The following is a 14968-nucleotide window of genomic DNA, read 5'->3' as shown; positions in this document are numbered from 1 at the left end:
CCTAAGCGGGATGGTTTCCGTTTCTGCTGTGAGCCTTGAGCCGGAACCTTGAGACTATTCTTCGTCGCCGCGTGTTACGATAATGCGGTCTTCATAGATCTCTTCAAGCGCAACACCAACAAACTTGTGCGATCTCGGGTTCTTGATATCAGTCTTTCCGCCTTCACGGAGCGCTCTAGCCCGGCGGGCTGAAGCGACAACCAGGGAATACTTACTGTCGACCTTGGTCACCAGTTCGTCAATGGATGGATATAGCATGCAGAACACCTCTTCATCTTTTACTATAAATATGAACCAATCCTGTAGAACCTATCATCTCACCTTACAATGTTCGGCGATAATAATGCTTTCTATTCGCTTGCAGGCCAGATCGATCTCGTCATTCACTACTGCGTAATCATAATGCCGGATCAGGCCGATTTCATCCTCTGCAACAGACATGCGGTGATTAATCACATCAGGATGCTCCGTACCGCGTCCGCGGATACGGTCCTTCAACTCGTCCATCGACGGAGGAAGAAGGAAGACAAAGATACCTTCCGGGAATTTGTCTTTGACTTTGAGAGCTCCCTGAACCTCGATTTCCAGAATAATATCTCTTCCGCTCTCGAGTGTTCTCTCCACAAAGTCACGCGGAGTACCGTAATAATTGCCTACGTACTCCGCATATTCGAGCAGCTGGTCACCTTCAATCATGTCCGCGAACTGCTCTCTGGATTTGAAAAAATAATTGACGCCGTTCTCTTCACCTGCACGCGGTGAACGCGTGGTGGCGGAAACGGAATAGACGAGTTCAGGCATCTTCGGCCGCAGCGCAGTGCATACCGTACCTTTGCCGACGCCGGAAGGGCCGGATAGTATGATCAGCAATCCTTTTGACATAGTACACTCCATTTGTTGTTATTCGTCGTTATCGTCATCTTTGCTGGATAGGCGGTGAGCAACGGTCTCCGGCTGAACAGCCGAGAGAATGACGTGGTCGCTGTCTGTAATAATGACGGCCCGCGTCCGTCTTCCGTAGGTGGCGTCGATCAGCATATGCCGGTCTCTGGCCTCCTGAATAATTCGTTTGATCGGTGCAGATTCCGGGCTGACAATGGAAATAATGCGGTTGGCCGACACGATATTCCCAAAGCCGATGTTGATTAATTTGATTGCCATGTTCCGGTTGTTCCCCCCATAAGTTACATCTTTGCTTGTTTCAGGTCCCTGTTATTCTAGATTCGCCGCTTGCTCGCGTATCTTCTCAAGCTCCGCCTTCATGTCAAGCGTGAGATTCACGATGTCCAGATGATTGCACTTGGACCCGATGGTGTTGGTCTCCCTGTTCATCTCCTGAATGAGAAAATCAAGTTTGCGCCCTGCAGGTTCACTGCCAAGCAGCAAAGCCCTGCATTGCCCGAAATGACTGTACAGCCGGGTAAGCTCCTCATCTATACTGCAGCGGTCGGCGAAAATAGCAATGTCCATGCCGAATTTTTGCTCATCCCACGGGAAGTTCCCGTCATTCAGTCCGCTGAGCCGCTGCCGCAGCTTCTCGCGGTATTCATGCACAACCATAGGCGCAAGCCCGGTTATCCCGGCATGCAGCTCCTCCAGCCGGTCAAGCCGGCGTGACAGGTCAGCAGCCAAATACCCGCCCTCGCGGGCACGCATCTCCAGCAGGGCCTCCAGACTAAGGCGGAGCCCCTTCTCGAGGAGCTCTGCAACTTCTTCAGAGGGAGACGCAGCAGCAGTCGGAATCTCTTCCTTGAATTCCATAACACCGGGCATAGAAAGTATATCACGGAGAGTCAACTCTCCCTGGAATCCATACTCCCGTCTTAAGGCCTCTGCTGCGTCCAGATAGGACTTCACCAGCGTGCGGTTCAGCGCATGCGCTTCAGCAGCACCCTCGGTGAGTTCCCTATTAATGATGACATCTACCCGTCCCCGTTTGATATGGGCTTGAACCAGCCGCCGCACCATATCCTCATAACCCGTCCAATCCCGGGGCATCCGCAGCACAACTTCGCAGTAACGGTTATTCACCGATTTGACTTCGAAACTAATCTTGTGTCCACCGAATTGCAGGGATGACTGACCGTATCCGGTCATACTAAATGACAACGGAATCACATCCATTACACTATTGTAATTGATTCTTACTAGCGAAACAAGGGGGACAATCTGCGTCCCTGCTTCTCCCAGACATACTCCAGCAGCTGTACACTCATATCATAGAACATAAAGGGTGTAATCAGATAGATGCCGTTAAAATGCGCAGTCGCCGCATCCAGCAGCTCCTTGGCGATAAGAACGCCTTCCGCGCGCCCCGCTTCGCCTTCCAGTCCCTGCATGCGGCTGCGGACCTCGGGGGAGAGCTGAATTCCCGGAACCTCATTATGGAGATATTCAGCGTTCCGGCCGCTGGCCAGCGGCATGATTCCGATAAAGATCGGGATATCCAGATGCTCTGTGGCTTTGGCAATCCGGGCAATTAATTCAGGATCATAGACAGGCTGGGTCATAATATAATCCGCACCGGATGCGATCTTCTTCTCCAGCCGCTCCACCGCCTTGTCCAAATGCTTGACGTTGGGATTAAACGCAGCACCGATCACGAACTTCGCCTTCTGTTTGAGCGGCTTGCCCGAGAAGGCCACACCGTCATTCAGCTGCCTGATCATACGTATGATTTCAAAAGAAGTCAGATCATAAATCGAGCTGGACCCGGGCAGATCACCGAAACGCGCAGGATCACCGGTTACCGCCAGGACATGGTCAATGCCAAGGGCATCAAAGCCCATTAAATGCGACTGGGTACCAATCAGATTGCGGTCCCGGCAGGCAATATGCACCAGCGGCCGCAAGCCCGTACGTGCCTGAACCAGATGTCCCAGTGCCATATTGCTCATCCGGGTAACAGCGAGCGAGTTGTCTGCCAGTGTCAGCGCATCCGCACCGGCTCTACGCAGCGCTTCTGCTCCCCGCATGAACTTCGCGATGTCCAAATCACGCGGCGGGTCAAGCTCTACGATTACCGTATGCCGTTCCTTGACCAGATCCACAAGTGTCGGTTCAGCTCCGCCCTGTCCTTCATCCTCGCTCAAATGCTCATGTACAGAAATCCGTTCTGCCATTCTATGTTCATCAGGCTCCGGAAGCGGCGTAACCGTGTACTCCTTGAGTGCAGCGGAAATTTCCGCAATATGCCGGGGAGTGGTGCCGCAGCATCCTCCGATGATCCGGCTGCCCATATCCGCGAAGACCGGAGCCATCTGGCCGAAATATTCCGGTGATGCCCCATAGCGGTACTGGCCGTCCACATAATCTGCTACCCCCGCATTGGGATAGATCGATACCGGAAGCACAAGCCGCCCCTGAAGAGTGCCCAGCGCACGCTTGATGCCGTTCGGTCCGGTGTTGCAGTTGAAGCCGATGACATCTGCACCGTCCTGTTCCAGAATGCGGAACGCCTCAGGCAGTGTCAGCCCGTCCAGTGTGCGCGCCGAGTCATCTACAGCCAGCTGGCAGATTACAGGAAGCCCGCTGAGCTTGCGGACGGTTCTGAGTGCCAGGTGAAGCTCTTCCACATCATAAAAGGTCTCCAGCATGATACCGTCCGGCTGCTCTTCCAGCAGCGCAGCAATCTGCTGCGAGAAAAACCGCTTAAGTTCGGCCGAGGACAAATTAGCCCGTTTGCCGGCGCGTATAGATCCCACAGCCCCGACTACATAGCCGGTCTCTCCGGCGGCAGTGCGGGCAATTCTTATCCCGGCACGGTTGATCTCGGCAACCTTCGATTCCAGCCCGAATTTGGAGAGCTTATCATAGTTTGCCGAATATGTGTTACTCTCCAGCAGGACAGAACCGGCCTCCATATAGCTCCGGTGCACATCCTCAATCACCTCCGGAGAGGTCAGATTTAATTCCTCATAGGAGATGCCTACAGGGAAACCCTTTTGATATAAAAAGGTTCCCATCGCTCCGTCTCCGACCAATACGTTATTCTCCCATGCAGAACGCAAATCCGGCTTCACCGCAAGAACCTCCCCTTTTTTGTCATTAGTTTCATACTAATGTAACATAAAACGGGATGGATGATAAGCTTTGATCAGCGGAAACAGACGCCCTTTGCATGGCATACCGGCAAATGATTCATACTACTCCTATTCTTTTACAGAGGAGCCTGTCCAATGAAAAAAAACACCCGTAAGCTGCTGCTGCGCAAATATGCTGTCATCCTGCTGCTGTCCGCCCTCTCGCTGCTGTATTTGTATCTGGGGGATTGGCTTTTCGGGTACGGGCTGGATAATATCGGCTACATTTTCGATTACCTGCTCTATACTGCTTCCGAGAAGCTGACCGCAACAGTGCTGATCCTCTGCATGATCGTGCCGGATGCCGTCTACTGGATACGCGGAACTCAGCCCGGACGCGGTGCAGAGAAATGAGCCCGGACTGCCGCCATCACCACCAGCACCGCCGGAACAACCAGCATGAAAAAAGGATACACCAAATATAAAAGACCTCCGCCCTCATCCAGATGCTCTGTAAAGCTGCGGGCATCCAGCATGGAGGTGAACAGAATAATCAGCGCACAAGGATACAGCATCCGGCGGAAAGGCATATGGAACAGCTCCGAAATACCGACCAGTGCAGCGGCAAAGAATACGGCCATTTTGAAAAATACCCCGATAATCAGCACCATCACTACAAATATATCCACACGCTGGATGAAATCCGAGATCGAAATCTTGCTGATCGTCGGCATCAGCGGCAGCGGCGAGCGCTCCACAATATCCTCACCCAGGACTGAAATATTCAAGGCCATAGTGAAGCTGAGCAGAATGGCGGAGAAGAGGATACCGGCGGCGATGACCCATGGTCCTTTTTTGACACTGGACAAATAGGGCATCAGCATGGTGAAGCAAACCATCTCACCGAACGGAAACATGTAATTCTGATGCGCCACCGAGACCAGCACAGGCTGGAGGCCATTCTCGAGCACGGGCAGCAGTCTGTGCAAATTGATAGACCCCGAGAGCACCAGCATAATTGTGCCGAACAAGCCGATCAGCATCACGACAAGCGCAAAAACCACCGAAGTCCTGCTCAGCACCTCCACGCCTTTATGCAGCACATACGCCCCCGAGAGCACCATCAGCGTGCTGAGAATAAACAGCGGAGTGTTGTGCATGGTTGCCATAGCGAGCATAGTGCTGCCATCGCGCAAATCCCGGGCGGCAAGGTTAATGTAGAGAATGATGTACAGTATGGCCACCGGGGTTCCGATATATTTGCCGAGCAATTGCCGCGTATAGGCGGTAAATGGCATGTCGGGGTGCTTGCGGTACAGATAGGCATAACCCGTGAACACGATCAGACCGGCCACACAGCCGACCAGAATCGAGAGCCAGGCATCCCTGCCGGACTCCATGCCCAGATTGACAACCAGTGCCGTTCCCAGCTCAAACAAAACGGTCAAGCAGAAGAACTGGCCCAGTCCAATTTTGATCGTCCCCATATGTAGACCTCCCCGGATTTATTTGTTGATCTGAAAAGAGTTGCTGCGCATATCCGTATGCCGGATGACGGCATCTGCGTCAAATTGGACTTCACAGGCTGCAAAAATATCCTCCCAATGATCCTTGACCTGCTTCCAGCCGCGCGGATGGGTCCGCTGCAGCACCTGGCCGAAGCCGAGATAATCGCTTTTGAACTCCCGGGCTGAAGCAATTGCTGCCATAATCTGCTTGATCGTTTCCTCGGTCAGCTGTTCAGACAATCCCTCCAGTACCTCCGGTGAAGTAAGGTCCAGGGAATTGGCAGATTCCTTAATCGCAGCCTGTTGTCTGATTTTCACGATAATGACCGGATGCTCCGGATCTGTAACAGCCGCCTTCAAGGTTACCTGGGACTGATAGACATTGAAAGACAGATAGCCGCCTTCTTTGTCCTTGATTACAACGGGAAACTCTTTGATTTTGTTATGCAAAAGAACGGTGCCCAGCGCGGCGTCGCCGTCCAGCCAGCCTTTCATCTTATCGTCCTTGAACGCTGCCAGTCCTGAAATTCTCAGAATGTTCTTGGGTGAAATGCTTTTCAGGTTATCGTTGGTGTCTGCGCCCTCCCTGCTTCCGCTCGTAAACACCCCATTGATAATAGGTCCGCCTCCTGTGAGCTGAACCCCGCGGATCACATCATCCACCTCCATCCGGAAGTTGTAGCCGAACTGCTTCGAGGTCGTCTCCAGCTTCTCCACCAGATCATTCGCGGGGATTTTGCTGAACACAGTCATCGTCGACATCAGTTCATGCGCCGGCTGTCCTTTGGCGATAAAGATCAGACTGGTGAGCCTGGTATCACTCTCCCGCTCCAGCACATCCAGGATATCCTTGATTCCTTCACGGGCAAGCTCCTCGGACACCACCAGCACCCGTACATGCCCCAGGGATAAGAAACGCGCTGTTTGCCGGGAAGCATCGGCCAGTGCCTCGAACATCGTCCGGCCGGTACCTGTGTACATGGCAACCGGGGAAATCCCACGGGCATTCTCCCCGGAAATTTCCTCAGCAACGATGACCTGAAAAGACAGCCGGTATTTCTCGGCCTCGGTCGGCCCCCGGTCGATGGCTACCCCTGAGACAATGGCCCGTCGGTTAAGCTCCACATTGTCCCAGCAGCCGGTAAGCAGGAGCAGCGGCAGAAGAGCCAGCAGCAGTCCAGGGATGACGGTTATCTTATTCATCAGTTTCATGTTGTTCACCTTCGGCCTGCTGCCTGGCAGCGGTATTATTCTTGAGAATGAGCGGAGACAGCTGCTCGTCATAGCCCGTTGTTAGCTGCATGTATTCAGGCAGCTCTGCGCGCATCTGCTGCGGTGATTTGCGGGGGCCCATCAGCCAGAGCGGCAGCCTGAGAATCGTATCCTTCTGCCCTTTGACCGAAAGAGGCACGAACGGGGACAGATAGGGAATGCCGAAGGAACGCAGGCTGTTCATATGTGCCACTAGTACAATCAGTGCCAGCGTAATCCCGTAGAAGCCGAACATGCTTGCCATGATCAGAAAAGCAAACCGGATAAGCCTACCGGCAATCGCCATGTTATACGCCGGAATGGCAAAGCTGGCAATCCCGGTCAACGCTACCACGATAACCATGATCGGTGTAATGATCCCCGCTTCCACCACAGCGGTTCCCAGGATAAGCGCACCGACAACGGATACCGTTTGCCCGATGACACGGGGCATCCGCACTCCGGCTTCCCGGAGAATCTCAAAAGCCGTTTCCATCAGCAGCACCTCCACAAAAGCCGGGAAAGGTACATTCTCCCGCTGCGAGAGCAGATTGATCAGCAGTGTTGTCGGTATCATCTCATAATGATAGGTAGTCAGTGCCAGATAAACGGAAGGGCCGAGAATCAGGACCAGAAAGCTGACATAACGGATGACCCGCATCAAAATGGCGATATCAAAACGCTGGGAATAATCCTCTGCAGACTGAAAAAACTGTGTGAACACTGCCGGAAGGATCAGGACAAACGGGGTTCCGTCGACAATAATGACCACTCTGCCTTCCAGCAGATTACCTGCCGCCACATCCGGCCGTTCCGAATTGTATATGGTAGGAAACGGTGTGAACGTCTTATCCTGAATTAATTCTTCAATGAAGCCCGACTCCAGCACTTCATCTAGGGCTATCTTATGCAGACGTTCCCTGACTTCCCGGATCAGATCTTCCCCGGCTATCCCCTTCATATACATCAGAGCCACATGGGTCTGTGTTTCTGTACCTATCTTCATGTATTCCAGACGCAGCTTGGGCGATTTGATCCGGCGGCGGATCAGTGAGATGTTCGTGGCCACTGACTCTACAAAACCATCCTTCGGCCCCCGGACCACAAGCTGTGAGGAAGGCTCGCTGACCGAGCGTTGCTCCCCGCCCCGGGTCTCGCAGATAATAGCTGTCCGGTATCCCTCCAGCAATATAACGGTGTCGCCTGAGAGAACGGCCAACATGATATCCTTCCATCCCTCCTGAAGTACCGCGTCGCCGATTTCCAGGGCGCGGTTTAGAATCAGCTGCGGAAGGGTGGAGCGTCCGGTGCCGGGCTCTGCGGTGAATATGGGGGCAGACTTAGCAGCGGAGTTAGCAGCAGACTCAGCTGTGGCGTTAATTGCAGCTTCCGCCCGAGCGGCGGTGCCGGAAGCTGCTGCACCGCCATGGTTGGTCTCCGGTGCGGCTTGATCGCTGGCTGTTACCGTATCGTCCGAATCGTCCGGGAACAGGTCCTCCGTATTGCCCAGCAGCGAGCCAATCACAAATTCGTTAACGGCCACCGTATCGGCCAATCCGCTGAGGTGGATTGCCGCCGCTTCAATCCGGCGTTCTCCCCCGATCTGGATTCTGCGGACTTTGAGATCCGGACTGCCGCCAAGCTCAGACTGCATATTATCCAGATTCCGGGCAACGTTATCGGACAGATCAGGAGTTCCGCCTTCAGCTGGCCGGTTCGCCGGAGCTGCAGCTGTTGTCTGTTTATGTTTATTGGACCATGACTTCATATCCGCCTCATCCCTCCCATGCTCATGCAGAGTTCTATTATTCGCGGATATCCTTGCCATTATTCGGCTGGGTTCCCTTAGGCCTGGAGCTCCCGGGTATCAATGGGCTGAATTGAGATTCTTAAGTTCACGCCGCTTAAATTCACGCCACTTGAATTCACGCCACACCGGCAAAATGTTGCACGTATTACAGCTTTGGCTCATAGATACCGGGGCATTCTAGAGGATTGTTGTATGAAATACAGGAATTATCTCGCAAAGTGGGTTGGAGGAGGTGAAATGCTGCTTTTCGTACAACAATTCCGGATTTGGAGCTGATTAACGTGGGAAATGTTGTATTTCGGGCAGGATTTTTAAAAAATGGCGGGCTATGGTGCAATTGGCGGAGTTCATCAGGGAAATCGTGCTCCAGCCGCAGCGAAAAGTTCAAATTCCACCGGGGGAAGCCCCGGCGGCGGATGCAGAAATCCCCCGTAAGCTCGCAGCTCGCGGGGGATTCCATATCTAATGCTATTGGTGTTTAATCCGGCTTAAATATCCACCGAACCGGTATACACCACCTGTGCAGGACCGGTCATATACACATGATTATCTTCCTCATTCCACTCGATGAACAGGTCGCCGCCCTTCAGGCTGATCCAGGCTGAACGGTCCGTTACCCCGTTCAGTACGGAGGAGACCAGAGTGGCACAGGCTCCGGTTCCGCAGGCCAGCGTAGGTCCGGCACCGCGCTCCCAGACACGCATATCCACATGTCCGCGGTCCACAACGGTAGCAAACTCCACATTTACTTTGCGCGGGAAGAGCGGATGTACTTCCAGCTTCGGTCCCCACGTGCCGAGGTCGAAGGATACAGCATCGTCTACATAAATAACCGCATGCGGATTGCCCATGGATACGGCGGTGAATTTGAATTCCGTTCCGTCCGCCTCGATCGGCTGATCCAGCACTGGCTCCGCATCGATCGCTACAGGAATCTGAAGTCCGGACAGAACCGGCTCGCCCATATCCACGGTAACAGTCTCCACCACACCATCTTTTACCTTCAGGGACACCTTCTGTTCACCGGCACCAATCGTTTCAATCACAATCTGCTCCGATTCCACCAGTCCGTGCTCATACACATATTTGGAGACACAGCGGATGGCATTGCCGCATTGCTCGGCTTCCGAGCCGTCAGAGTTCATGATACGCATCATATAATCACCGCGCTCTGAAGGCAGAATGTACACCAGCCCGTCAGCCCCTATGCCGAAGAACCGGTTGCACAGCGTAACTGCCAGCTCCGAAGCATTGCCCGGCAGCTCCTCTTCGCCGAATACAACTATAAAGTCATTGCCTAGTCCGTGCATCTTAGTAAATTCCATTGTATCGTCCACTCCTAAAAGTTTTGTTTGAAATATGCCAGCCGGTTCATCGTAAACCAAGCTTCCCAGTGTAACCAGCATACCTTAAAGGAGTGGAGTGATGCTATTGATTTTATGCCGAAAACTTTGTACTTTTTATCATCTGCCGTCCGCCGCTGCGGCTGCGGTTCTTCTTGCCGCCCCAGACGCTGCCCGCACCCATCAGGAAAGTCGGGACGCCGGCCATCACCAGCACCAGGCACCATTCGCGGAAGCTGAGCGGAACGGTTTTGAATACCGGCTGCAGGAACGGCAGGTACATAACGGCCAGCATCAGGATCACGGATGACAGAACGGCGAGCACCAGCGCTTTGTTCTGGAACGGATTCCGGTGGAATACCGACCGGGAGCTGCGGCAGTCGAAGACATGGATGAGCTGGGCCATAACCAGTGTGGCAAAAGCAACCGACTGCGCCCGCACCAGCTGCTGTGCATTATCCGGAGCAATACGCAGCGTCAGCCAGAATGCGGCCAGGGTGCAGAGGCCGATCAGCAGACCGCGGCTGACGATCTTCCAGCCCAGACGGCGGGCGAAGATATTTTCCTTGGCTCCGCGCGGCTTGTGCTCCATTAAATCCTTCTCCGGCTGGTCTACCCCCAGCGCCATCGCAGGCAGTCCATCCGTGACCAGGTTGACCCAGAGAATCTGGATCGGCACCAGCGGCAGCGGCAGCCCCAGCATCATGGCGAAGAACATCGTCAGAATCTCGCCGACATTCGAAGCCAAGAGATAGCGGATAAACTTGCGGATGTTCTCATAGATGTTCCGGCCTTCTTCAATGGCTGCAACTATCGTCGAGAAATTGTCATCCCCTAAGATAAGTGATGATGCTTCTTTGGTTACATCCGTGCCGGTGATACCCATGGAGATTCCGATATCGGCCGCCTTGATTGCCGGAGCATCGTTCACACCATCCCCGGTCATCGCCACCACATGGCCCTGGCGCTGCAGCGACTTGATAATCCGCAGCTTATGCTCAGGAGATACCCGGGCGTATACATAGACGTTATCGGATACTTTGTCGAGTGCATCATCGTCCATCCGGGTAAGCTGGCTGCCGGTCAGGACAGTTCCCCCACGCTGCAGAATGCCAAGCTGATGGGCAATTGCTTCCGCAGTCGTTCCATGGTCTCCGGTAATCATCACGGTTTTGATTCCGGCCCGGCGGGTAACTTGAATCGCATCGCGCACTTCACGGCGCGGCGGGTCAATCATTCCGGCAAGCCCTACGAAGACAAGCTGGCACTCCGCTTCTTTCTCGCTGCCGGCCACTTCTCCGGTACGCATCTCGCGGTATGCCATCCCCAGTACGCGCAGCGCACCTCCGGCCATTTCCTCATTGGCCTCCAGCACCTTCTGGCGCAAGGTTGGCGTACAAGGAACTACTCCGCCTTCCCACAGCATATAGGAGCAGCAATTCAGCAGCACATCAGGTGCGCCCTTGGTGCAGATCATCCGTCCGCCGGGATGGCTGACGATTACAGACATCAGCTTGCGTTCTGAATCAAACGGAAACTCCGTTTCCCGGGTATAGGTAACAGCAAGCGTTTGTGCGGTTAACCCCATTTTGGCAGACAGGGTTACCAGCGCACCCTCTGTCGGATCTCCCTTAAGCTCCCACACAGACTGGGTGTCCGCAACCTTTTCGGCTTCCGCGCCTTTGCCCTTCTTCTTGCCGCGTGTATCAGCAATAGTCTCAAAAATCTCAGCATTACTGCATAAAGCACCCACCTGCAGCATCCGCCGCAGACTCTGGTCATTCTTCAGATCTACAGGCTTGCCTTTATGGAGTACATGTCCCGCAGGCGAATAACCCTCTCCGGTCACTTCCAGACTCCGTCCGCCGTTCCACACCCGCGTTACCGTCATTTTATTCTGAGTGAGCGTCCCCGTCTTATCCGAGCAGATGACCGAGGCACAGCCCAGGGTCTCTACGGACGGCAGCTTCCGGACGATGGCCTTGCGCTTGATCATCCGCTGGACACCCAGGGCAAGAGCAATGGTTACAATCGCCGGAAGACCTTCCGGAATGGCTGCTACGGCCAGACTGACACCTGCCAGGAACATCGCCGGTGCAGGCTGTCCATGCAGAATCCCTGCAAGAACAACGACAATCGTGAGGCCCAGGGAGACATAGATCAGAATCTTGCCAAGCTGCTCCAGGCGGTGCTGCAGCGGCGTTTCCTGGGTTTCTGTATTCTGGATCAGGTCAGCAATCTTGCCCATCTCGGTATTCATGCCGGTGCGGATGACGACTGCCCGGCCTGTTCCCCGGGTCACCATCGTGCCCATGAAGCCGATATTTTTCTGGTCGCCAAGGGGAATCTCTTCGGCATGAATCGCCTCCGCATGCTTGGAGACCGGTAAGGATTCCCCCGTCAGTGCCGATTCTTCGGCGTAGAGGGCGCTGCACTGCAGCCAGCGGACATCCGCAGGGATACGGTCACCGCTCTCCAGCAGGACGATATCACCGGGGACCAGCATTTTGGCTGCAATCAATTCCTGCTTCCCTCCGCGCAATACCTTGGCAGACGGGGCAGACAGCTGTTTCAGTGCCCGGAGCGAACGCTCGGCGCGGAACTCCTGTACGAAACCGAGCACCCCGTTAAGCAGAATAATGGCAATAATCGTAATTGCATCGAGATATTCGCCCAGCAGGCCGGATACCAGTGTCGCACCCATCAGCACCAGCACCATGAAATCCTTGAACTGATTGAGCATGAGCGTAACAGGCGATACCTTTTTGCCCTCCGACAGCTCATTGTACCCGCTCTCTTTACGTCTCTCTGCAGCAGCCTCCGCGCTCAGACCCGCTCCCGGATGAACGCTGAACATCTCCTGCAGCTCCTCTGCACCGAGGCGGTGCCAACTTTTTTGTTCCATGACTTATCTTTCCCCTCCCGGTCGTTTCTTGACTTCCGGCGGCGCACAGCTTTTCCACCTGTTCATGTCCAAGTGTATTCATGGTCGTCCCAAATTATCACCGCATCCGGTTTCTCCTTTTGCGCGAACGAGTGAAAGTATGGCATCATAGAGGGAGTACATTATTTTTAGGCGACAGGAGAACTTTATCATGGCATTAGACGGCATCGTTACCAAAGCGATCGTGCATGAGCTTCAACCCTTCATCGGTGCACGCGTCGGCAAAATATATCAACCCAGCACACATGATCTGATCTTCACCCTGCGCGGTGCGGGCGGCGGCGGCAAGCTGCTACTGTCAGCGAATCCGACCTACCCCCGGCTGCATCTGACCGAGAGAAGCACTATCAATCCGGCAGAAGCGCCCATGTTCTGCATGCTGATGCGCAAGCATTGTGAAGGCGGTACCATCGAGAGCATCACGCAGGTGGGCATGGAGCGGATCATTCATATCACTATCAGGACCCGGGATGAGCTGGGAGATGTCTCCGCCAAAAAGATCATCATTGAGCTGATGGGACGGCATAGCAACATCATTCTGACCGAGCTGTCCACCGGCACGATTATCGACGGGATTCATCACGTCACACCGTCAATCAGCAGCTACCGGGTCGTTATGCCGGGAGCAGCCTATACCGAGCCGCCGCAGCAGCATAAGCTGAATCCACTCGGCATAAGCCAGGCCGCTTTCATCTCGTTGATGGCTTCGGCAGAAGAAGCCGCCCTATATGCTGCGGAGCATCCGGAGGAGCCTGAGGAGGATATGATCGAGGGCGAGATTGCGGGGCTTCTGGCCTCACTGGAAGAACCGAAAGCCGACGGCTCCGGCGGCCCTTCCCCATCAGCCGACCCTACGGGCTGGCTGGTGCATGCTTTTAACGGCCTGAGTCCGCTCATTGCCGGTGAGATCGTCCACCGCTATAAGGCACTCGGGGGCGATGCCCAGGAGTTCAGCAGCGGGGTAAACCACCCGGACCAGCTGTGGGAAGCCTTCAATTCCGTAATGGAGCCGGTTAGGGAGCTCCGGTTCTCGCCGGTCTCCGGCTTGAATGCCAAAGGCAAGCCCATCTTCTCCGCCATACCGCTGAAGCTGATGGGCGGGAATGTGAAGCAGTACAGCTCCATCAGCACGTGTCTGGAGGATTATTACGGGGATAAAGCGGAGAAGGATACCGTGAAGCAGCGGGTAAGCGACCTGATCCGTTTCCTCGGCAATGAGCGCGGCAAAAACATCAAGAAGCTTGCCAATCTGCAGAAGGATCTGGACGAGGCCCAGGACGCCGACCAGTTCCGGATCTGGGGCGAGCTGCTGTTCGCTTCCCTGCACACTTTGAACAAAGGGGATAAGACGGCAAAGCTAGTAAACTATTACGATGAGAATCAGGCAGAAATCACTGTTCCGCTAGATCCGCTCTTAAGCCCTACGGACAATGCGCAGCGCTATTTCAAGAAATACAACAAATATAAGAACAGCCTGCGGGTCATTGGCGAACAGCTGCTCAAGACCCATGAGGAGATTGCCTACATGGAGACGCTGCAGCAGCAGCTCGCCCACGCCTCACTGAATGATATCGAGGAAATCCGTGAGGAGCTGGTAAGTCAGGGCTACCTGCGTGACCGCAGCAAAAAGGGCAAAAAGAAGAAGAAGGCGACCCGCCCTACCCTGCAGGTGTTCTCCTCTTCCGAAGGCATCGACATCTATGTAGGCAAAAACAATCTCCAGAACGAATATGTCACCAACCGTCTGGCTTCGGCGAACGATACCTGGCTGCACACCAAAGACATTCCGGGTTCGCATGTGGTCATCCGCAGCGAGGAATTCGGCGATGCCACCTTAGAAGAAGCTGCACAGCTCGCCGCTTACTTCAGCCAGGCGAAGCAGTCGAGCAGCGTTCCGGTAGACTGCACCCTGATCCGGCATGTCCGCAAGCCCAGCGGAGCGAAACCGGGCTTCGTCATCTACGATCATCAGCGGACGCTATTCGTCACACCGGATGAAGAGCGTATCAAAGGTCTGGCAAGTGTTCTGCGAAGCTAGTCCCGGGAAACCAAACAACCTCCAGCCACTGGCGTTATCGCCAATGGAATGG

Annotated in this window: 12 protein-coding genes; 2 read left to right on the top strand and 10 right to left on the bottom strand. The window is 54.4% G+C overall.

Annotation, left to right across the window (positions count from 1 at the left end; translation table 11 throughout):
- Positions 1–54 precede the first annotated feature (54 nt).
- The 5 genes from rpoZ to NSU01_RS14635 are packed head-to-tail and all read right to left on the bottom strand — an operon-like array spanning position 55 to position 4022.
- The gene (gene rpoZ, locus NSU01_RS14655) at positions 55–258 is read right to left on the bottom strand and encodes a DNA-directed RNA polymerase subunit omega (RefSeq protein WP_042136588.1); all 204 of its coding nucleotides are present in this window, start codon (positions 256–258) and stop codon (positions 55–57) included.
- A gap of 54 nt (positions 259–312) precedes the next feature.
- Positions 313–882 (bottom strand): guanylate kinase, encoded by a 570-nt coding sequence (gene gmk, locus NSU01_RS14650; protein ID WP_039298007.1) that lies wholly within the window; start codon positions 880–882, stop codon positions 313–315.
- A gap of 18 nt (positions 883–900) precedes the next feature.
- Complete coding sequence (locus NSU01_RS14645) at positions 901–1161, bottom strand: DUF370 domain-containing protein (protein WP_006209218.1); 261 nt, start codon at positions 1159–1161, stop codon at positions 901–903.
- Between the two features lie 51 nt (positions 1162–1212).
- Positions 1213–2109 carry a YicC/YloC family endoribonuclease gene (locus tag NSU01_RS14640; RefSeq protein ID WP_076245441.1) on the bottom strand — a complete coding sequence of 299 codons (897 nt, stop codon included), beginning with the start codon at positions 2107–2109 and terminating at the stop codon, positions 1213–1215.
- A 38-nt stretch (positions 2110–2147) separates the two neighbouring features.
- Positions 2148–4022 carry a bifunctional homocysteine S-methyltransferase/methylenetetrahydrofolate reductase gene (locus NSU01_RS14635; protein ID WP_076245438.1) on the bottom strand — a complete coding sequence of 625 codons (1875 nt, stop codon included), beginning with the start codon at positions 4020–4022 and terminating at the stop codon, positions 2148–2150.
- Positions 4023–4178: 156 nt separating this feature from the next.
- Between NSU01_RS14635 and NSU01_RS14630 the strand changes: the two genes are divergently transcribed.
- Positions 4179–4436 (top strand): hypothetical protein, encoded by a 258-nt coding sequence (locus NSU01_RS14630; protein ID WP_042136582.1) that lies wholly within the window; start codon positions 4179–4181, stop codon positions 4434–4436.
- Here NSU01_RS14630 and NSU01_RS14625 read toward each other — a convergent pair.
- From NSU01_RS14625 to NSU01_RS14605, 5 genes are all read right to left on the bottom strand, one after another.
- Positions 4409–5509: a GerAB/ArcD/ProY family transporter gene (locus NSU01_RS14625; protein ID WP_042136580.1), complete on the bottom strand. Its 1101-nt coding sequence runs from the start codon at positions 5507–5509 to the stop codon at positions 4409–4411. The genes NSU01_RS14630 and NSU01_RS14625 overlap by 28 nt on opposite strands.
- Positions 5510–5527: 18 nt before the next feature.
- On the bottom strand, positions 5528–6742 hold the full coding sequence (locus tag NSU01_RS14620) for a Ger(x)C family spore germination protein (protein ID WP_339303490.1): 1215 nt from the start codon (positions 6740–6742) through the stop codon (positions 5528–5530).
- Positions 6726–8549, bottom strand: coding sequence for a spore germination protein (locus NSU01_RS14615; RefSeq protein WP_256703932.1), 1824 nt, complete (start codon positions 8547–8549; stop codon positions 6726–6728). The genes NSU01_RS14620 and NSU01_RS14615 overlap by 17 nt, the downstream gene beginning before the upstream one ends.
- 530 nt (positions 8550–9079) lie before the next feature.
- Positions 9080–9916, bottom strand: a complete 837-nt coding sequence (gene dapF, locus NSU01_RS14610) for a diaminopimelate epimerase (RefSeq protein ID WP_042136578.1) — start codon at positions 9914–9916, stop codon at positions 9080–9082.
- A 112-nt stretch (positions 9917–10028) separates the two neighbouring features.
- The gene (locus NSU01_RS14605) at positions 10029–12839 is read right to left on the bottom strand and encodes a calcium-translocating P-type ATPase, SERCA-type (protein ID WP_076245435.1); all 2811 of its coding nucleotides are present in this window, start codon (positions 12837–12839) and stop codon (positions 10029–10031) included.
- A 190-nt stretch (positions 12840–13029) separates the two neighbouring features.
- Here NSU01_RS14605 and NSU01_RS14600 point away from each other — a divergent pair, with 190 nt between their 5' ends.
- Positions 13030–14916: an NFACT RNA binding domain-containing protein gene (locus tag NSU01_RS14600; protein ID WP_076245432.1), complete on the top strand. Its 1887-nt coding sequence runs from the start codon at positions 13030–13032 to the stop codon at positions 14914–14916.
- The last annotated feature ends 52 nt before the right edge of the window (positions 14917–14968 follow it).

This window comes from Paenibacillus sp. FSL H8-0259, assembly GCF_037963255.1.
GTDB lineage: Bacteria > Bacillota > Bacilli > Paenibacillales > Paenibacillaceae > Paenibacillus_AQ > Paenibacillus_AQ phytohabitans.
The sequence above is the reverse complement of the archived record's forward strand: the minus strand, read 5'-3'. Positions and strand labels throughout refer to the sequence as shown.

Excerpts from the sequence above, each read along its gene's own strand:
- rpoZ (WP_042136588.1), bottom strand. The coding sequence starts at position 258 with ATGCTATATCCATCCATTGACGAACTGGTGACCAAGGTCGACAGTAAG.
- gmk (WP_039298007.1), bottom strand. The coding sequence starts at position 882 with ATGTCAAAAGGATTGCTGATCATACTATCCGGCCCTTCCGGCGTCGGC.
- NSU01_RS14645 (WP_006209218.1), bottom strand. The coding sequence starts at position 1,161 with ATGGCAATCAAATTAATCAACATCGGCTTTGGGAATATCGTGTCGGCC.
- NSU01_RS14630 (WP_042136582.1), top strand. The coding sequence starts at position 4,179 with ATGAAAAAAAACACCCGTAAGCTGCTGCTGCGCAAATATGCTGTCATC.
- NSU01_RS14625 (WP_042136580.1), bottom strand. The coding sequence starts at position 5,509 with ATGGGGACGATCAAAATTGGACTGGGCCAGTTCTTCTGCTTGACCGTT.
- NSU01_RS14620 (WP_339303490.1), bottom strand. The coding sequence starts at position 6,742 with ATGAAACTGATGAATAAGATAACCGTCATCCCTGGACTGCTGCTGGCT.
- NSU01_RS14615 (WP_256703932.1), bottom strand. The coding sequence starts at position 8,549 with ATGAAGTCATGGTCCAATAAACATAAACAGACAACAGCTGCAGCTCCG.
- dapF (WP_042136578.1), bottom strand. The coding sequence starts at position 9,916 with ATGGAATTTACTAAGATGCACGGACTAGGCAATGACTTTATAGTTGTA.
- NSU01_RS14605 (WP_076245435.1), bottom strand. The coding sequence starts at position 12,839 with ATGGAACAAAAAAGTTGGCACCGCCTCGGTGCAGAGGAGCTGCAGGAG.
- NSU01_RS14600 (WP_076245432.1), top strand. The coding sequence starts at position 13,030 with ATGGCATTAGACGGCATCGTTACCAAAGCGATCGTGCATGAGCTTCAA.